Annotated in this window: 21 protein-coding genes; 18 read left to right on the forward strand and 3 right to left on the reverse strand. The window is 66.6% G+C overall.

Going from position 1 to position 17,706, the window contains the following annotated elements; all coding sequences use genetic code 11:
- The first annotated feature begins 42 nt into the window (after positions 1–42).
- The 11 genes from ACFOYX_RS10895 (at position 43) to ACFOYX_RS10945 (ending at position 12,483) form a co-directional block, all read left to right on the forward strand.
- The gene (locus ACFOYX_RS10895) at positions 43–369 is read left to right on the forward strand and encodes a phage tail assembly protein (protein ID WP_377533947.1); all 327 of its coding nucleotides are present in this window, start codon (positions 43–45) and stop codon (positions 367–369) included.
- A 74-nt stretch (positions 370–443) separates the two neighbouring features.
- Positions 444–764, forward strand: coding sequence for a hypothetical protein (locus tag ACFOYX_RS10900; RefSeq protein ID WP_377533948.1), 321 nt, complete (start codon positions 444–446; stop codon positions 762–764).
- A 2-nt stretch (positions 765–766) separates the two neighbouring features.
- A complete protein-coding gene (locus ACFOYX_RS10905; protein ID WP_377533949.1) occupies positions 767–4,360 on the forward strand; it encodes a hypothetical protein in 3,594 nt (1,197 codons plus the stop codon).
- Positions 4,357–6,438, forward strand: a complete 2,082-nt coding sequence (locus ACFOYX_RS10910) for a hypothetical protein (RefSeq protein WP_377533950.1) — start codon at positions 4,357–4,359, stop codon at positions 6,436–6,438. The genes ACFOYX_RS10905 and ACFOYX_RS10910 overlap by 4 nt, the downstream gene beginning before the upstream one ends.
- A 1-nt stretch (position 6,439) precedes the next feature.
- Complete coding sequence (locus ACFOYX_RS10915) at positions 6,440–8,701, forward strand: hypothetical protein (protein ID WP_377533951.1); 2,262 nt, start codon at positions 6,440–6,442, stop codon at positions 8,699–8,701.
- Between the two features lie 70 nt (positions 8,702–8,771).
- Positions 8,772–9,458: a hypothetical protein gene (locus ACFOYX_RS10920; protein ID WP_377533952.1), complete on the forward strand. Its 687-nt coding sequence runs from the start codon at positions 8,772–8,774 to the stop codon at positions 9,456–9,458.
- A 10-nt stretch (positions 9,459–9,468) separates the two neighbouring features.
- Complete coding sequence (locus ACFOYX_RS10925) at positions 9,469–10,530, forward strand: fibronectin type III domain-containing protein (protein WP_377533953.1); 1,062 nt, start codon at positions 9,469–9,471, stop codon at positions 10,528–10,530.
- Positions 10,531–10,534: 4 nt separating this feature from the next.
- Complete coding sequence (locus tag ACFOYX_RS10930) at positions 10,535–10,840, forward strand: DUF2746 domain-containing protein (RefSeq protein ID WP_377533954.1); 306 nt, start codon at positions 10,535–10,537, stop codon at positions 10,838–10,840.
- Positions 10,837–11,244 (forward strand): deoxycytidylate deaminase, encoded by a 408-nt coding sequence (locus ACFOYX_RS10935; RefSeq protein WP_377533955.1) that lies wholly within the window; start codon positions 10,837–10,839, stop codon positions 11,242–11,244. Before ACFOYX_RS10930 ends, ACFOYX_RS10935 begins: the two co-directional genes overlap by 4 nt.
- A complete protein-coding gene (locus ACFOYX_RS10940) occupies positions 11,237–12,154 on the forward strand; it encodes a hypothetical protein (protein WP_377533956.1) in 918 nt (305 codons plus the stop codon). Before ACFOYX_RS10935 ends, ACFOYX_RS10940 begins: the two co-directional genes overlap by 8 nt.
- A 20-nt stretch (positions 12,155–12,174) precedes the next feature.
- Entirely contained in the window at positions 12,175–12,483 is a 309-nt protein-coding gene (locus ACFOYX_RS10945; RefSeq protein ID WP_377533957.1) for a hypothetical protein, read from the forward strand.
- A 58-nt stretch (positions 12,484–12,541) separates the two neighbouring features.
- On the opposite strand, the gene ACFOYX_RS10950 is transcribed toward ACFOYX_RS10945, so the two are convergent.
- Positions 12,542–12,769 carry a hypothetical protein gene (locus tag ACFOYX_RS10950; RefSeq protein ID WP_377533958.1) on the reverse strand — a complete coding sequence of 76 codons (228 nt, stop codon included), beginning with the start codon at positions 12,767–12,769 and terminating at the stop codon, positions 12,542–12,544.
- Positions 12,770–12,915: 146 nt separating this feature from the next.
- Here ACFOYX_RS10950 and ACFOYX_RS10955 point away from each other — a divergent pair, with 146 nt between their 5' ends.
- Complete coding sequence (locus ACFOYX_RS10955; RefSeq protein WP_377533959.1) at positions 12,916–13,371, forward strand: hypothetical protein; 456 nt, start codon at positions 12,916–12,918, stop codon at positions 13,369–13,371.
- A 44-nt stretch (positions 13,372–13,415) separates the two neighbouring features.
- Here ACFOYX_RS10955 and ACFOYX_RS10960 read toward each other — a convergent pair whose 3' ends face one another.
- Together ACFOYX_RS10960 and ACFOYX_RS10965 are read right to left on the reverse strand one after the other, a co-directional pair.
- Positions 13,416–14,186, reverse strand: a complete 771-nt coding sequence (locus ACFOYX_RS10960; protein ID WP_377533960.1) for a hypothetical protein — start codon at positions 14,184–14,186, stop codon at positions 13,416–13,418.
- 104 nt (positions 14,187–14,290) lie between these two features.
- On the reverse strand, positions 14,291–14,650 hold the full coding sequence (locus ACFOYX_RS10965) for a helix-turn-helix domain-containing protein (protein ID WP_377533961.1): 360 nt from the start codon (positions 14,648–14,650) through the stop codon (positions 14,291–14,293).
- 331 nt (positions 14,651–14,981) lie between these two features.
- On the opposite strand from ACFOYX_RS10965, the gene ACFOYX_RS10970 reads away from it, so the two are divergent.
- The 6 genes from ACFOYX_RS10970 to ACFOYX_RS10995 all read left to right on the forward strand — a co-directional run bounded on the left by ACFOYX_RS10970 (position 14,982) and on the right by ACFOYX_RS10995 (position 17,639).
- Entirely contained in the window at positions 14,982–15,203 is a 222-nt protein-coding gene (locus ACFOYX_RS10970; protein ID WP_377533962.1) for a hypothetical protein, read from the forward strand.
- Positions 15,200–16,087, forward strand: coding sequence for a hypothetical protein (locus ACFOYX_RS10975; RefSeq protein ID WP_377533963.1), 888 nt, complete (start codon positions 15,200–15,202; stop codon positions 16,085–16,087). The genes ACFOYX_RS10970 and ACFOYX_RS10975 overlap by 4 nt, the downstream gene beginning before the upstream one ends.
- A gap of 86 nt (positions 16,088–16,173) precedes the next feature.
- Positions 16,174–16,668: a hypothetical protein gene (locus ACFOYX_RS10980; protein WP_377533964.1), complete on the forward strand. Its 495-nt coding sequence runs from the start codon at positions 16,174–16,176 to the stop codon at positions 16,666–16,668.
- Positions 16,665–16,829: a hypothetical protein gene (locus ACFOYX_RS10985; RefSeq protein WP_377533965.1), complete on the forward strand. Its 165-nt coding sequence runs from the start codon at positions 16,665–16,667 to the stop codon at positions 16,827–16,829. Before ACFOYX_RS10980 ends, ACFOYX_RS10985 begins: the two co-directional genes overlap by 4 nt.
- A gap of 31 nt (positions 16,830–16,860) precedes the next feature.
- Positions 16,861–17,127 (forward strand): hypothetical protein, encoded by a 267-nt coding sequence (locus ACFOYX_RS10990; RefSeq protein WP_377533966.1) that lies wholly within the window; start codon positions 16,861–16,863, stop codon positions 17,125–17,127.
- Positions 17,128–17,192: 65 nt separating this feature from the next.
- Positions 17,193–17,639, forward strand: a complete 447-nt coding sequence (locus tag ACFOYX_RS10995; RefSeq protein WP_377533967.1) for a hypothetical protein — start codon at positions 17,193–17,195, stop codon at positions 17,637–17,639.
- Positions 17,640–17,706: the final 67 nt, after the last annotated feature.

Here is a 17,706-nt window from a genome sequence, read left to right on the forward strand (position 1 = left end):
GCGCCCCCACATTCACACCCACTCCTGGAGGTCCGCAACCCCATGTCCAACGCCATGACTCTCGATGACATCCGTGCCGCCGCCAACGCGAAGTACGGCTCCTTCGACATCTCCCTCGGCGAGCTGAACGTCCGCCTGCTCAACCCGCTGCGCATGCCCAAGAAGAACCGCGACGCCCTGATGGCCACCCAGGAGAAGCTCGGTGCCGACGACGCGGACCAGGAGGCCCTGCTCAAGGAGGCCCTCAACCTGGTCGCCGAGACGCCGGCCCAGGCCAAGGCGCTGCTCAAGGAGGTCGGCGACGACCTGGCGGTGCTGGCCACCATCTTCGAGGGCTACGTGAAGGGCACCCAGGCGGGGGAAGCCTGAGCCTCGCGCGTCTGATCGACGAGTACGGGGAGGGGCTGCTGCCCGATCTCAAGTTCCACTACGGCGTCGACCTGGTGGACGTGATCGAGGGGCGCGGCCCTTCCCCTGCGCTTGTCCTGGCGTACGCGCAGAGGCTGCCTGACACCTCCCTGACTGTCGCTCTCGCGTCGGGCGGCAGGGACCACTTCGGCTGGGGGCAGGACCGACTCCTGCTCGCCGACCTGTTCGACGCGATCAACACCAACACCCGGGCGACCGGCAACTGGGCGAAGGGCAAGACTCCGAAGTTCCCGGAGTACCCCCGCCCCAAGTCGAAGCCGGAGGCGACCGGGTCCGACAAGCAGAAGAAGCCTGTCTCGGTCGCTGACATCTATCGCAAGTTCCAGCGGAGGTAGGCATGGCAGAGACCGGGACGATCATCGGGCGCGTCAGTGTCAAGGTGATGCCCGACACGAGCAAGTTTCGTCGGGAGGCGCAGGAGGCGCTTGAGACGATCTCGAAGTCGCTCAAGGTCGAGGCCAAGGTCATCCCCAAGGTTGACGAGTCTCTGGCGAAGGCCGAAGCCAAGAAGCTCCAGAAGGAGATCCAGGGCACCCTCGGCGACATCAACATCCGAGTCAACATGGACAACCACGACTCGGTGCTGGCTGGGATCAAGCAGCTTGAGCGCGAGATGGAGAAGCTCGACGAGATCGTCATCCCGGTCACGCTCAACAAGGATGAACTCGAAAAGAAGATCGCCGGACTCAAGGCCGTCCTCAAGGCGGCCCCCATCAAGATCGACGTGCAGCCGAACGACGCCTCGATCAAGAAGGCCCTCGCGCAGATCGAGGCCGAGATCGAAAGGCTCCAGCCGGTCAGCACGGTCGAGGTCGAGCCGAACCTCAGCTCCCTGCTGAAGACCAAGGCCATGCTGGAGCAGCAGCTCCGGGTCAAGGCGGTCGTGAAGGCCGAGATGGACAAGGTCGCCGCGAAGTTCGTGCGCGACCGGATCGAGAAGGCGCTCGCCGACATCCCGGTGAACACCAAGCTCGACAAGAAGTCCGTCGCCAAGACCATGCGTGAGATCGAGGGCCTCCTCGACCAGATGGAAGACCTCAAGGCGAAGATCACCCCCGAGATCGACGCACGGGCGAAGGCCAAGGTCGAGCGCGAGATCGAAGACCTCCAGGACAAGATCGACGACCTCAAGGCGAAGATCAAGCCGGAGATCTCGCAGCCGTTCCTGATCAAGGCCGCCGCCACCCTGGCGCTGCTGGCCCGGAACCGGTTCGTCGAGATCTTCCCGAAGGTCAACGCGGAGGCGCTTGCCGGCGCAATCGCCGGCCTGTCCGGCATCCGGGTTGTCAACAGCCTGTTCGAGAAGTTCGCCAACACCCTGATGAACCTCGACAAGGCGGTCCCCGTCATCGGCGGGATCTCCCTCGCCATCATGGGCATCGGTGGCGCGGCGATCCAGTCGATCGCCAGCCTCGCTGCACTGGCCGTCTCGCTGGCGCAGATCGGGCCGGCAGCCCTTCTCCTCCCCGGCCTCTTCGCCGGGATGGCGATCGGCCTCGGCGTGCTCGTCGTGGCATTCAAGGACTTCAACACGGTCCTGCCTGACATCAAGCAGCACCTCTCCGAGCTGGCCGACCAGATGTCGAGCAACTTCTGGGCCAAGGCCAAGGAGCCGATCAACGAGCTGGTCCACGCGCTCCTGCCGCAGTTCTCGGCGGGGCTGAAGCTGGTCTCCACTTCGATGGGCGAGTTCTTCGGCAAGCTCGCCGACTCGTTCAAGGGCGCGCTCGGCGGTGACGTGGTCACCGGCATGTTCGCCAACCTCAACGAGGCGATCGTGATCGCGGGCGGGTCGACCGACTCCCTGGCCAACATCGTCAAGATCCTCGGCGAGGTCGGCTCGGCTTACCTGCCCAAGCTCGCGCAGTGGTTCGTCGACATCACCGACAAGTTCTCCGGGTTCCTCACCGACGCCAAGGCTGACGGCTCGCTTCAGGAGTGGATCGACACCGCGCTCACCAACCTGGGCGCGCTCGGGTCGGCCCTCTGGTCGATCGGCTCGATCTTCCTCAGCATCGGCCAGGCCGCGATGGGCGGTGGAGCCGGCGGCATCACCGGCATGGCGGCGTCCCTCAAGAGCGTCGCCGACGCAGCCAAGGACCCCGCCTTCCAGGGTGGGCTGGCATCGTTCTTCGCCACGATCAACAGCGCGATGAGCCAGATCACCTCGATCGGTGGGCCTGCACTCATGGCCCTGTTCGCGAACCTGCCCAACATCATCGGTGGACCGTTGCAGTCGGCCGGCACGGCGATCGGTCACCTGGTCTCCAGCGTCGCCACGGCGCTGAACAACCCGGCCATCGCGAACGGGCTGTCCATGATGATGGACGGGCTGATGCGCGGCATCATCGCGCTCGACCCGGCGATCCAGTCTCTGGCCCCGGTGCTCGGTGGGCTCGGCACGATCATCGGCACCCTCGCCGCGAACCTCGGCCCGCTGATCTCGACGATCCTGCCGCCCCTGGCGGGTCTGTTCACGGCTCTCCTGCCGTCGATCAACACCCTCGCCGGAGTTCTCGGCGGAACCCTGCTCGCGGCGTTCCAGAAGATCATGCCGGCGCTACAGCCGGTCTTCGATCAGATGACCAAGTTCGCCCCGATCCTCACCGAGCAGCTCGCGCCGATCCTGCAACTGATCGGCACTCTGTTCAGCGAGCTGGTCGTGGCCATCGCTCCACTGGTCAAGACGTTCATGGCGATGTACCAGCAGATCCTCCCGCCGCTTCTGAAGATCATCAAGCAGATCATCGAAGAGAACATGGGCCCGCTGATCGAGGCGGTCAAGAAGCTCGTCGCAGCGCTCCAGCCCGTCATCACCGCCATCGGCGTGGTGGTCGGTTGGCTGCTGAACTTCCTCGCCCCGGTGATCGTGTTCGTCGCCGGCCTGATCATCGACATCCTGATCATGGCTATCGACGGTATCGCCCGAGTCTTCGAGGCGGTCGTCGGCATTGTCATGGGCATCTGGAACACCTTCGCCGGTCTGTTCACCGGCGACTGGGGCCGGATGTGGGACGGCATCAAGCAGATCTTCTCGTCCCTCTGGAACGGCATCGTCGGCATCTTCGAGGTGATTATCGCCTGGTTCGGCGGCACCGCGATCAAGGGCCTGTTCAAGGGCGTCAGTGCTGGCTGGACGGCTGGCTGGAACGCGGTGAAGAAGTTCTTCACCGACTTCATCGCCGGCCTCAAGAGCTTTGCCCAGAAGAGTTTCGACGAATGGGTTCAGCTCATCTCCACCGCGCTGAAGGCTATCGGCAAGTGGTTCAAGGACACCTGGAAGTCCGTCACCGAAGGTGTGTCCAACGCATTCAAGTCGGTCGTCAAGTTCTTCGATGACGGCCTGCGGGGCGCGAAGGACAAGACGATGTCCGGCCTGAAGGCGGTCAAGGACTTCTTCGTCGACATGGGCAAGAACATCACCAAGACGGTGAGGGACAAGTTCAACGAGGTCGTCTCGCTGATGACCAAGGCGTTCAAGGACCCGCTGGGGCTGCTCAAGGACATCGGCAAGAAGATCATCGACGGTCTGATCGCCGGTCTCAGGAGTGGCTTCGATCTGGTCAAGTCCACGCTCTCGGGTCTGACCGAGTGGATCAAGGACTGGAAGGGCCCCGAGTCGTACGACAAGGTGCTCCTCACCCCCGCCGGCAAGATGATCATCGACGGCTTCATCGAGGGCCTTGAGTCCCGGTACGGCGATGTCCGCAAGTCCCTGCGGGGGCTGACCAAGGACGTTGCCGGCACCGAGTTCGCCATCCCTGGCGTCAACTCCGGGATGTCCGCCCGCCTGGCCGGCGCTCTCGACGGCACTGCCACCGACGGCGTGGTCCAGAAGGTTCTCAACTACTACGCGGCCACCGGCTCGTCCCTCGACTCCGAGGAAGACCTGTTCCTGGCGGCTGGCCGAGCAAGGATGGTGGGCTGGTGAGGCTTCAACTGGAGTCCTCCACGGATGTCTTCGATCTCAACGACATCCTGATGAAGGGCAAGGGGGTCCAGGCTACGCGAGGTCTCGCGGGCCTGGGCCTTCCGGCCGTCTCTACCCAGTGGCTGGAGGGCGCGGGAGACGGCGCTCTGTTCCGGGGTCAGCGTGTGCTGCCCCGGGACATCGACCTCCCGCTGCACCTGCTGGCCGACAACCGTCAGGAGCTGCAAGCACTGGTGTCCCGGCTGGCGATCATGCTGGCCGGCGAGTGCACGCTGCGACTGGTCGAGGATGACGGGTCGAGCTGGTACACCAAGGTGCGCCGGATGGGAGGTGGTGGCTTTGTCTACGGCGAGGACACCATCGGTGAACGCGAACTCGATGTGATCCTGACACTGAGGGCGGGCGACCCGTTCTGGACCTACAGTGAAGCGAGCCGCAAGGTCATCGAGAACTCCGGTGGCGGACGCGGCCTGCTCAACGGCCTGGCCAAGTTGCAGATCTCCTCGTCCCAGGCGATCGGCGCGATCACCCTGGAGAACCGGGGCGACGCCACGACCTACCCCGTCTGGGAGGTCAACGGTCCCGGCAAGAACTTCCGGGCCACGTCCGCGACGGGCGAGTCGTTCCTGTGGACCGGCACCCTCGCACCGGACGAGAAGCTGATCATCGACACCAAGGCCGGCACAGTGAAGGACGGGACCGGGGCCAACCGCTACTCGCAGATGGCCTCGGCTCCCCGGCTGTGGAGCATCCCGCCGGGCACGACCACCGCCCAGGCCATGCTGGAGGACACGTCGTCCGGCACGCTCGGGGCGAAGGGCGGCCCGATCTGGACGAACCTGGTCACCAACCCCCGGTTCGAGAGCGTTTCCGGCACGGCGGTCACCCGCATCAACCTGCACCCCAACCCGAGCCTCACCAACGACGGCCAGTACTGGGGGTTCTACGGCGGCACCACCGGGTTGCGCTCCACCGACCGGGGGCAGTACGGCAGCTCCTCGTACAAGGTCACCGCCAGCGGGTCGACCGCCGACTTCGGCGGGTACGGCAACACGCTGCCCGGCGCTGTGGCGGCGGGTGATCCGGTGTACGGCTCGATGTACGTCTACTCGCCGGTCGAGCGGGACTTCAGGATCGGCGTCGAGTTCAAGGACGCGGCGAACGCCAAGCTGTCCACCGCCTACGGCTCGGCGGTTCGGGTGCCGGCGAACACCTGGACCCGCGTCGGCGGTTACGGCGGCCTGGCCCCGGCCAACACGAGCTACGTCACCGTGACCTGCTACTCGACCGTCGCGGTCCCGGCCGTGGCTGGCGACGTGGCCTACTTCGACGCCATCCTGATCGAGAAGGCCGCGACGATGGAGTCCTACTTCGACGGCTCCTGGTCGCCGAGCGGGATCTACACCTACCGCTGGACGGGGACGGCGTACGCCTCCACCTCGGAGCGGCTGGCACCGATGGCGACCGGGCAGGCGACCTCGGTCGACAAGTCCTACATGATGCACGGCTACGCCGAGGGCTCTGCTGGCTCCCGGTACGGCCGCTGGCGGACGCTTCCCGGCATCCCGAGGGTGGATTACCGGGTCGCCCGGTCCACCGCGCTGTCGCGGACCGAGATCGTGGCAGGCCAGAAGTACACCCTGCTGATGCGGATGCGCCGCTCGGGCGGCTGGGGGACGGGGAACGTCTCGGCCCTGCTCTGCGACCCGAGATACGGCAACAGGCTCATGGGCGAGGTCGTCGTGACCAACGTGGGGTCGGAGTGGAAGGACGTGCGGGTCACCTTCACCGCAGAGACTGACGGCTCGGCCGCCAGTGACATCGGGCTGTACTGCGCCCTGCCGAACGACGCGCCGACCGACACGGACGGCTACTTCGACCTGGCCCACTGGGCGGTCATTCCTGGCGAGTACACGGGCGACTACTTCGACGGCGACAACCCCGACTCCCTGACCAGCGGCATCTTCGCCTGGACCGGCGCATCCCACGCATCGACCTCGACCAACTCCTTGGCGCAGATCGTGGGCCGGTCCACCATCACCTGCTCGTGGCAACCCCGGAAGTGGATGGTGATCTGACGTGCAGCTCAAGGACATCACCGTCGAGGTGCGGGACAAGAGCCTCGCCCGACTGGGCATGATCCGCCCCGAGGAGCTGGACCTTGAGCTGTCGGACCTGCACAACAACGTCGGCACCTGGAAGCTGAAGCTGGCCGTGGAGCATCCCCTCGCGGGTGCTCTGCGCCAGCCCGGCTCCGGGGTCGTCGTGACTGGTTCCGACGGCAAGGAGACCTTCTCCGGTCCGACGATCAAGCAGGAGAACGCCGCCACGGCGGACGACCCTGCCGGCACCATCACCTTCGAGGGCGTCAGCGACTCGGTCATCCTCGCCGACCACCTGGCATTCCCCGAGCCGAGCAACGTCGACCCGACCAAGCAGACCAAAGCGCACGACGTACGCACCGGGGTGACCGAGACCCTGATGCACGCCTACGTCAACGCGAACATCGGACCCTCCGCGCCGGCTGCCCGCCGCAAGGCGAACCTGGTCATGGGTGTGAACCTTGGACGCGGTCGGTCGGCGACCAAGAGTGCCAGGTTCAAGGTGCTGGGCAACCTGCTGGAGGAGCTGGCCTTGGTCGACGACCTCGGCTTCCGGGTGATCCAGCGCGGCAGCCAGCTCGCCTTCGAGACCTACCAGGTGCAGGACCGCTCGGCCGAGATCCGGCTCGATGTCCGCAACAACACCCTCGCCGGGCACCGGGTCGCCATGTCCCCGCCCGGCGCTACGCAGGTCATCGTCGCCGGCCAGGACGAGGGCGTCGACCGGCAGTTCCGCTGGCTCAACACTCCCGAGTCCGTCGCCGCCGAGAACGACTGGGGCCGGCGCATCGAGCGGTTCGTCGACCAGCGCCAGACCGACAAGGTCGAGGAGCTGGACCAGGCCGGCATGGAGGTGCTGACCAAGGAGGGCTTCGCAACCCTCGCCGTCCAGGCGGTCCCGATGGAGGACTCTGCGATGGAGTTCGGCCGCGACTGGTTCCTGGGCGACCGGGTCGGCGTGGTGGTCGAGGGCCAGGAGCTGGCGTCCACGGCCACCGGCTTCGTGCTCAAGGTCAGCAGGGACGGCTTCAAGGTCGGCGCGCTGATCGGCGACCCGGCCGGCTTCGACCCGCAAGCAGCCCTCGGCAACCGGGTGACCAACACCGAGAAGCGGGTCGACCAGCTTGAGCGCAACGCTGAGAACGACGACACCACCGCGCTCGACAACCGCGTGACGACCCTGGAGAAGAACCCCCCCGTACTACTGCTGAACCAGGCAGACCTGGGAGGGATCACCGAGTCGTCCCCCGTGTCCGTCTATCCGACGGGCACCTCGATCCTGAGCCTCGGAGCGGGCAGCGGGTGGTTCAGAGAGTACGGCACGGTCGTCACGCACAAGCACGGGGCGAACAGGTGCGTCCAGACCTTCCACGACAACAACGGCAGGGGCATGTGGACGCGGTCCGACCACGTCGACAACCCGGGCTGGAGTCAGTGGTCGCAGATCAGCGACGAGTGGGTCGAGCGGGCCACCCCGCTGACCAACGGCCAGTGGTACCGGATCGCCTCCTTCACTGGCATCCAGGGGCAGACCGTGGCGAAGGCGAGCGCCGAGTTTGTCATCACCACCGACGGGTCCGGCTCGCACCAGCTCCTCCGACTGAGGGCGACGGTGGCCTACAACTATGCCCGCGCGACCCTGTCGGTGGAGGAGTGCTCCGGGTACAACACGACCTCGCAGTTCACCAAGGCCCGCATCGTCGCCCTGAGCGGCACCTACGGCGGGCACGCCCTGGAGGTCTACCACGCCAACTCGCCCGCTGACGGCATGTACCGCATGGTGGTCAAGCACGACGACTGGCACCGCCCCTCGAACTACCCGCTGAACAGGTGGGGCAGCTTCGGCTTCGGTGCTGTGAGCGCCACCCCGGCTGCCCCGCAGACCGTGCTGATGCAGCGCGGCATCGGCTACACCGGGGAGTGGATCGCCCCGCCCCTGACGGGCGGCTGGGTCTGGTACCAGGCCACCTACGAGCCACCCGGCTACAAGATGGACCCCGGCGGCGTCGTCCGTCTCAAGGGCCTGATCAAGTCCGGCACTGTGGATGATGCCGCAGGCAGCCCGGTGTTCACCCTCCCTGAGGGGTACCGGCCCGGCAATCGCGGCCTGTTCAGCGTCAACGCGGGCGGCAACACGATGGGCCGCATTGACGTGCTGCCCGACGGTCGGGTCGCTGTGGCCGCTGGCGTCAACAGCTACCAGTCGCTCGACGGCATCACCTTCCTCGCGATCCAGTAGTCCACCCCCCTCCCCTGGAGCCCCCTGAGCCTCGCGCTTGGGGGGCTTCCTCCATGCCAAGGAGTTGCCAGTGGCCATCAGCGCCTACCCCTTCGACAACCAGGACACCACGGAGATCCAGTACTCCGACCTGTTCCGGGAGCTTCAGGACTCCGGTGTCGCCGACTCCATCAGTGGGTCCGGCTTCCAGGTGTCCGGCGACCCGGGCGGCATGAACGCCTTCGTCCAGCCTGGCTTCGCCATCGTGCGCGGTCACGCTGTCTCCTCGACCGCGATCGAGTCTGTGCCGATCGCGCCGGCCGGCACCGCTCAGCGGATCGACCGGGTGATCCTGCGCCTGGACCCGGTGGCGAACTCCATCGGCCTGGTCGTCTTGCAGGGCGTCCCGAACGCGACCGCGCCGGCCCTGACGCAGACCGCTACCGGCGTCTTCGAGGAGTCCCTCGGCGTGGTGACGGTCGGCGCGAACGTCGGGTCCATCGCCCCGGACAAGGTCAAGGACGACCGCCGGTTCGTCGGCTCCCGCGTGCGCGCCTGGTCCACCGACACCCGGCCGACCGGCCCTCGCAAGAGCCAGCTCGGCCTCAACGTCACGACCGGGCGGTGGGAGTACTACACCGGCTCGGGCTGGGCCGACCTGATCCCCGCCACCGTCGACAACTCGACCAAGTGGAACGGCTACTCGCTGACCGTGTCGAGCACCACCCCCTCCGGCACCCCGACCACGGACCGCATCTGGGTCCAGCCGGTTGGCTGAGGAGGACTGAGTGGCTACTACCTGGGGCTCCACCGAAGCCCACCTTCAGGTCGGCATCGACTGCTGGACCTCCACGCCGACATCGACCAGCACCGTCGTGAAGGTCTACCTGCGGGTCTACGTCAAGATGCCCGACAACTGGGAGTTCGGCGACAACCAGAGCTACAAGGTCACCGGCACGGGCGGCGGCTCGGGCACGTTCTACAACGACCTGAGCAGCGCGGGCCAGACGAAGCTCATCTACTCGCACGACATGAACGCCGCGATCGACTACGACGGCGGACCGACGTACACCTGGACCGCCTCGATCTCGGGCATGTACAACGGCGGCACCCCGTCGCACACCCGGTCGATCACCCTGCCGAAGCGGCCGGCGACCGTCCCTGCCGCGCCGGGCACCCCGACCGCCGGCTCCATCACCGCGACCGGGGCGACGCTGACCTGGTCCACCCCGTCGAGCAACGGTGCCTCCCTGGACCGCAACGCCGGCCAGGTGGCCAAGGACTCAGCGTTCACCAACCTGGTGACGAGCTGGGACGCGGCGGGCTGGGCGACCAGCCGCGCCATCACCGGGCTACCGAAGGGCACCCCCCTGTACGCCAGGGTGCGGACGCACAACTCGGTCGGCTGGAGTGCCTACTCCGGTGCCCGGACCTTCACGACTGGCACTACGGCACCGAGTGCGCCTGGCACGCCGAGCGTCAGCAGCATCTCGGCCACCACGGCGTCGGTGTCCTGGTCCACTCCGTCCGACTCGGGCGGCGCGGCCATCACGTCCTACGAGATCCAGCGGTCCACCGACTCGTCCTTCACGAGCCCGACGACGGCGACCGACTCGACCTCGCCCACTTCCCTGTCCGGCCTGCTGCCTGGCACCACCTACTACCTGCGGGCCCGGGCGGTCAGCTCGGCCGGCGCGGGTGCATGGTCCTCGACCGCCTCGTTCACCACGCTGTCTGGCGTCAAGGTGGGCACGGGGACGGAATGGCGTGACGCCATCGTCTGGGTCGGGGACGGCTCCAGGTGGGTGATGACCCAGGTCAAGGTCGGCAACGGCACCGCCTGGAGATGACATCTTGATCGACCTCGAACCAACTGTGCAGGTCGCCATCGTTGGTGGCGTGTTCGGTGTCCTCGCCGAACTGCTGCGCCGGCAGCACAAGCGCCTCGGTGAAGTCAAGGAGCACGTCGCCAACTCGCACACCACGAACCTGCGCGACGACATCGACAAGGTTCTCGCCGGGCTGGGGCAGGTGATCGAGACCCAGCGCCAGCACGGCAAGGAGATCAGCGGCATCCGCGAGGAGATCCGCCACGAACGGGTCGAGCGCATGGATGTCGAGCGCCGCCTCGACCAGCACATGGTCGATGTGAGCCGATGAGCCGCCCCGACTGGGACACCTACTACCTGGGCATCGCCCGAGCGGTAGCTGCCCGAGCTGACTGCACCCGCCGCCAGGTCGGGGCCATCGTCGTGCAGGGCGACCGGATCGTGAGCACCGGCTACAACGGTGCTCCGTCCGGCCTGCCCGGCTGCCTGACTGCGGGTGCCTGCCCGCGTGGCCAGTTGAGCTACGACCAGCTCCCGGCCGACAGCTCCTACTCCACCTGCATCGCGGCCCACGCCGAGGCGAACGCCCTGCTGAGGGCGTCCTGGGCGGACATGCGCGGTGCCTCCCTCTACATCACCGACCCCCCGTGCCATGAGTGCTCGCGGCTGATCGCAGCCGCCGGCATCGCACGAGTCATCACCCCCGAGACCCAGGAGGTCTGCATCAGTGAGTGACAACCCGAGTCCCGCCTACATCCACGACAGCATGTGGTGGCTGTGGACTGAGATCGACAAGCTCGACGACGACATCGCCCTCGGCGGCATCTACGCCAACAAGAAGGGCTACCACAACACCCGCGCCGCGAACGACCGCAACTGGCCGGGCAACTACTCGGTGACCCACGCCGACGACCGCAAGGGTCCGTCCGACAAGGCGGCTGCGATCGACCTGACCTTCCGCTCGGCGCAGCGCGGCGACTACTCGAACATCGCGAAGTACAGCGACCGGCTGTACGCGGCTGGCCGGGCGAACGACCCCCGGCTGCACGGCTGGCGTGAGTTCTTCGGCCAGTGTGATGCTGACAGCCACGTCGAGGGCTGGGACTTCCGCAAGGACGAGGACAGCACCTCCGACAGCTCTCACCTCTGGCACATCCACGCCTCCGAGATCCGGGAGTACGTCGAGTCGCTGGACAACAAGGCCGCGTTCCTGTCCGTGATCAAGGGCGAGACGCTGGAGGAGTACCTGGCGGCCGGCGGCAAGCTGGTCACGGATGCGCCTTCCACCCCTGCCCCGAAGCCCGCTCCGAAGCCGGCCCCCAAGCCGACGTTCGAGAAGCTGACCGTGGATGGCGAGCTGGGTCCGAAGACGATCAAGCGCTGGCAGCAGGTGATGGGCACGCCGGCTGACGGGAAGATCTCCGACCCGAGCGACCTGGTCCGCGCTGTGCAGCGGGTGCTCAAGGCGAAGGTCGACCGGAACCTGGTGGTCGATGGTCGCGGCATCGCGCAGGACGGCCGGAAGTACAAGACGGTGGCCGCGCTCCAGCGGTACCTGCGGACCCCTGTGGACGGCGTCATGTCGAAGCCGAAGTCCGAGGTCGTCAAGGCCCTCCAGCGCCGGCTCAACGAGAACCGGTTCTGATCTACCCCGAAGGAGAACGAGTGTCCGACTACACCCCGCAGCACGCCGAGTCCGACCCTGACCTGGTCAAGCGGACCAACCGGCGCAAGCGCATCCGCACCGCCTTCCAGACCCTGATCTCCTCGGCCGGTGTCCTGCTGGTCGTTGTGCCGGTCGCGATGGAGTACCTGGAGACCTCGGTCGACGCGAAGACCTACGCCGCTCTGGCCGGTGCCGCCCTGGCGATCACCCAGGGGGCCAAGGTCGTGACCCGCGTCATGCAGGCCCCGGCCGTCAACGACTTCATCGACAAGCACGTCCCCTGGCTCTCGGCCGACACCGAGCTGTGATCCTGTAAAGAGAAGCGCCCCACCTGCAATGACTGCGGGTGGGGCGCTATCTCTGTCTTCACTTCCTCTTGGACTTCTCGATGTCCTCGATCGTGGTGACCGGGACTCGGCCAGGCCGGCGCACGACCGGCTGGCTCTTGATCTTCGCGAGGAGATCCGTGATCGGCTTGGCGTCGTCATCGCACAGGTCGACGCTGACGGCCTCGCCGTTCTTGATCGTGTACGGGTGGGCGTCCTTGGAACGGTCGCCGCAGATGTCGCAGATGGTGAGGTTCATCTTCGCCACGTACTACCTCCTGTGATTGGCTCCTGTGATCTGGACAAACGATACCACGGGGATCCTTGGAGTTGACAACCCCGCATCCGGTAGGGCACAGTTGCACTTGTCCGAGAACGAACACCGCACAGTGCAACGCCAAACAGGGGGTCGTTATGCCAGCGTCGAAGATCGTCAACGAGCAGGAAGTCATGCGGTGGTTCGAGGAGGGCAAGACCTACCAGTGGATGGTGGCCGAGTACAAGCGCAAGTACAACATCGACACGGTCCCCTCACTCTGGGGTAACTTCCGGCGGCGTCGGGGCCTGGAGCGTCGGACCCTCCGCGACGACGAGCTGCTCCCTTGGGGCATGAAGGACGAGCACCGCTGGCTGTTCCCGGCGCAGATGCTGCGGGCTGAGGCTCGCCGACGGGCGGGCAAGGTGCTGCGGCCCGAGGAGGAGAAGCGGGTCGACAGCTTCATCGACCGCCTCAAGCGGGACGGGCTGGTCGTTCACTACGACATCGACACGAAGGAGGGCTTCTTCTACGTGCCGGCGCGGCCGGGGATCGACACCGACCTGATCCACAAGCCGAAGGTCAAGACCAGCCCCCGCCTTCGGGCGGATTGAGAAAGCCCCCGGTGCACCTGGCCGGGGGCTTCTCTGTTGTTCGGCTACTTGTGCTTCGCCTTCAAGACCTTGGTGTACTTGTCGACCCGCTTGGCGTCGGTGCCGTAGGCGACCCACCGCTTCCCCTTCACCAGGTTGGGGCGGTGGGCTGACTGGTAGGTGTGCCACTCCTGCTCGGCCTTCTCGGTCTTGAAGACCTTGATGTCGGCGCGGTGCTTCTCCTGGGAGACCGGGTCGTCGTAGCGGAAGTTGTACGTCCTGGCGCTGGCCCCGTTCAGCACCTCGACCGTCACCGGGATGCCTTCGTCGCTGACGCACTCGGCGAGCAGCAGCTCGACCTTGCAGTCCCAGCCGGCCCCCGTCTGGCTGACCGTGGTGAAGACCGGCTCTGCCCACACCCCGTCGGCGGACGCGGACTGGGGTCCTCCGGTCACCACGGGGGCGAGCAGGAGGCCGAGCGCGGCGGCGGCCACCAGGGAGGCGGACCGGATGCCAACCCTGGCGGGCTTGCTGAGGGCTGGGCGCTCCCGGCGGTTGCGGTGTCGTCCAGGCTTGATGTCGACCGGCCGGGCGGGGCGGTAGAACTGCCGGGCCTGCTGGATCTGGTCCCGGGTGAGCACGTCGGTCAGGGGTTCGCCGGCCGGGGTGACCGAGTCCGCCCACCAGTGCTCGACTACGTCGGGGTGGGCCTCGGGGAGGACGGCCTGGATGGCGTTGATGGTCGTCGTGTGCCCGGCATCCGGGTCGACGAAGATGACTCCCCGGTCAGGGACTGGGACTGCTTTGGCTCCGGTGTGCGCGCGGACGATCTTCACGGTGGTCCTTGGGTACTGGAGGGGGTGGTGGGGCGGGTGTTACACCGGCCCGTTACTACAGAGTAGGACCAGCTCTGGGCGGGTGTTTCCCCAGGTGAGGCACGTTACATGCCCCGCAGCAGGTGTTCAACGAGTGCGGCCACAGATGCCCGCTGTTCGGGACTGAGTCGCTCAACGTTGGCGATGAGGATCTCCGTGCCGGTGTCGGGCGTGGTCTCCTCGTACGTGTGGTAGCCGGCGGCCTGCTGTGCCGCTCGCAGCACCACCTTCTCCGGCACCTCCAGCGCGGCGGCCAGTGCCTCGACCTGCTCGGGCTTCGGCATCGCCGGCTGCTCGGTGGTGGCCAGCTTGTGGACGTAGGACTTCGACAGGTGCTCGCCGCCCCGCTCGGCGATGTCCCCGTACGACTCCTTCGCGGTCTGTCGCCGCCGCTCGATGAGCTGCGCCAGTTCATGTTCAGCCACGGTGTCTCCTTTGGTCGGCGGCTGGGACCTTGCCCGGATCGCGGGTCTACGTCCAGTCGCCTGGATGATACGTCCACGACCGTGGACTCGTGAACCCGGCTTCGTCATCCGTTCGTCCAGTCCTGGGGATGTGCCGTCCATGCAGGTGGACGCAGGGGTGTCGGATGCCGTACAGTCTGTTGCGTTGGACCAAGGGGTGCGAGCCTTGGTCGGACCCAGTTGCACACCCGGCTTGGGTCGTGTATTGTGATCCCCGGACACAGGAACACACCGTGTCCGAGGTGGGGGGAGGGATGCGTCAGTGGCTACAGACATCAAGACACGGACAGACATGACCATCGGACAACACGTCGCGGTGGTGATCGACCCGGAGAACTTCGACTGGCACATCGACTGCCGGCCGGGCTATACGGAGATCGAGACGACGACGGCGGTCGGGGTGGTGGTCGCCCTGGGCATGGAGATCTACGAGGAAGAGGAGTGTGAGCCGGACGTGCTGGAAGACGGAACGATCCGCTACTGGATGAGCCCCAAGGAGGCGGTGCCCGAGTGACGTTCACCAAGCCAAGTACGGTCGGGGCTGTTGATCAGGTGGCCGATGAGCAGCCCCGCGACAGGTGGAAGCGCCCGCTGATCTACGTGCCGGGCAAGCCGAAGCTGGTGCCCTACACCAGGTGCACCACCTTCATCGACGTGATCGAGGACAAGTCCGCCCTCACGAAGTGGGGCAAGCGGATGGTCCTGGTCGGCGCGGCGAAGGCACCGCAGGTTGTCCGCGAGGCGGTGGGTCTCGACCACACCGACCCCGCCGGCAAGAAGGCGCTGGACGCCAAGGCCGAGACCCTGGTCAACGTGGCCGGCGCGAACGACAAGCGGGAGAAGGGCACGCACCTTCACGGCCTGTCGGAGTACGTCGACCGTGGGGAGCCGCTGCCCGAGTGCTCGCCGCAGGACCGAGCGGACATGGCCGCCTACATGATGGCGACCCTGGACCTGGAGGTCGTGCACGCCGAGCGCCTGGTGGTGGTCGACGAGATGGAGGTGGCCGGCACGCCGGACCGGGTGTCGTACTACGACGGCCCCGGGCCTGGGCTGATGTACCCCGACATGGGGTACCCGGACCACATCAAGGGCAACCTGATCACCGACCTCAAGACCGGGTCGGTCGAGTACGGCGCGCTCAAGATGGCGATGCAGCTCGCGATGTACTCGCGGGGGGTGTTCTACGACTGGCGGACCCAGGAGCGCACGCCGCTACCTGATGTCAACCAGGAATGGGGCCTGATCGTGCATCTGGCTGCGGGCACCGGGGTGGCCACGGTCTACTGGATTGACCTGACCGCCGGCTGGAAGGGCGTGCAGGTCGCCAAGATCGTGCGGGAGCTGCGCAAGAACAAGAAGGTCATGTTTCCCTTTGGGCCCGATGTGAAGTTGTGAGCGACACCACGCGGACCAAGTTGCACAGCCGCTGACCTTCATGTAGAGTGTGTACCTGTGAGCGAGAGAGAGGAGCTGGTCAACCAGTGAGCATCAGTGACCCGAAGGGTCGAGGCATCCAGGTAACCATCAAGTACGGCAAGGGCTACGAGGAGACCTGGGTTTCCTTCGCCGGCCTGCCGGACGAGATCCGCCAGGACATCGTCGAGTACTTCGACCTGGACCCGGACAGCATCGCCGGCCTGAGCCTGTCGGCTGTGGTCGTCACGGCCACCAACCTGGCGCACGCCAAGGGCACGCTGGCTTCCACCTTCGGCGCGACGGTGATCCCGAACGACACGCCGCCCTGGAAGCCCGAGCAGTCCAAGCCGCAGGGCGATGTGTGGGCGGCAGCCGGTCAGCCGGCCCAGGCCAGTCCGCCGGCCCAGCCGGAGAAGGACCCGATGTTCGCGGTCATCGAGGCCGAGACCACGATCGCCGGGCTCCAGCGGCTGTACGCCGAGAACGCCGAGGCGTTCCAGAACCCTGAGCTGCTGGCGGCCTGGAAGGCCAAGGGCAAGTCGCTCAAGGGCGCGGCGTGAAGGGTCAGCAGTCGGCGGCCAGCAGCCTGGTCATGATCCTCGTCGTCGCCCTGTGCTGCGCGGGTGGCCTGGTCGTCAAGGCCAAGGCCCCCTGCTGGGTGTTCTCGCTGAGTAACTCGGCCGAGATCCCGGCGCGCTGCCTGAGCAGCTTCACCAAGTAGCACCACCCGAGAGAGAGGAACCCCACCTACCGTGGCCCTGTTCAACAGCACCCCCGTGACCACCAACCAGCCGACCCTGGAGGAGCGAGCCAACGCGGCTGCCGCGACCGCCAGCTACGCCCGCACCGCCTTCGAGGATGCGGCCAACGACCTGGAGGCTGCCGCCCAGCTCCAGGTGGAGATCCGCGACGCCGCCCTGGCTGAGGCCGAGCAGCTCAACGACCTGGCCCTGTCCGCCGACGACGAGGCCAACCGCAACGCCGAGGCTGCGCAGAAGATCCGCGCCCTCATCGCCTGACCTGCATCACCCTGTCCTTTTTCGCAACGTGTGATCCTGACACCAACCAAGGGAGTACGCAACCAGTGAGCACCTTCACCTTCGCCAAGCCGTCCGAGTTCCAGGGTGGCACCTTCTTCAAGCCGGCCGAGCACATGAACGACCTGGCCCTGCTGATCGAGCCGAAGTCGCTCGCCAAGGACCGGCCGCACACCTACCAGAACAAGACCACCACGCGGGACGAGGTCACCGCTGACGTGACCGTCTTCCCGACGGAGGAGTCCCTGGACAAGAGCGCCCCGGTCGTGATCAAGAACGCGGTGTTCACCCACTTCATGCTGACCGACACGCTCCAGAAGGTCGGCATGGGCGGGGTCACCGTGGCGGTGATCCGCAAGGTCCCGACCAAGGCGGGTAGCGGCTACGCCTTCCGGGACGTGGACGCCTCCACCGAGGGCAAGGTCGGCAACTACTACGTCAACCGCGAGAAGGCCATCACCGAGGCTCTGGCCTCCGTGCCGGACTTCGACTGACGTGTGAACTTGTGTGCGGGTGGGTGGTCCTTCGGGGCCGCCCGCCCACCCGACCCCAGAGAGGAGG

The sequence above is a fragment of the Micromonospora sp. GCM10011541 genome (assembly GCF_042650725.1).
Lineage (GTDB): Bacteria > Actinomycetota > Actinomycetes > Mycobacteriales > Micromonosporaceae > Micromonospora > Micromonospora sicca.

Coding starts and splice junctions, on each gene's coding strand:
- ACFOYX_RS10895 (WP_377533947.1), top strand. CDS start 43: ATGTCCAACGCCATGACTCTCGATGACATCCGTGCCGCCGCCAACGCG.
- ACFOYX_RS10905 (WP_377533949.1), top strand. CDS start 767: ATGGCAGAGACCGGGACGATCATCGGGCGCGTCAGTGTCAAGGTGATG.
- ACFOYX_RS10935 (WP_377533955.1), top strand. CDS start 10,837: ATGAGCCGCCCCGACTGGGACACCTACTACCTGGGCATCGCCCGAGCG.
- ACFOYX_RS10955 (WP_377533959.1), top strand. CDS start 12,916: ATGCCAGCGTCGAAGATCGTCAACGAGCAGGAAGTCATGCGGTGGTTC.
- ACFOYX_RS10970 (WP_377533962.1), top strand. CDS start 14,982: ATGACCATCGGACAACACGTCGCGGTGGTGATCGACCCGGAGAACTTC.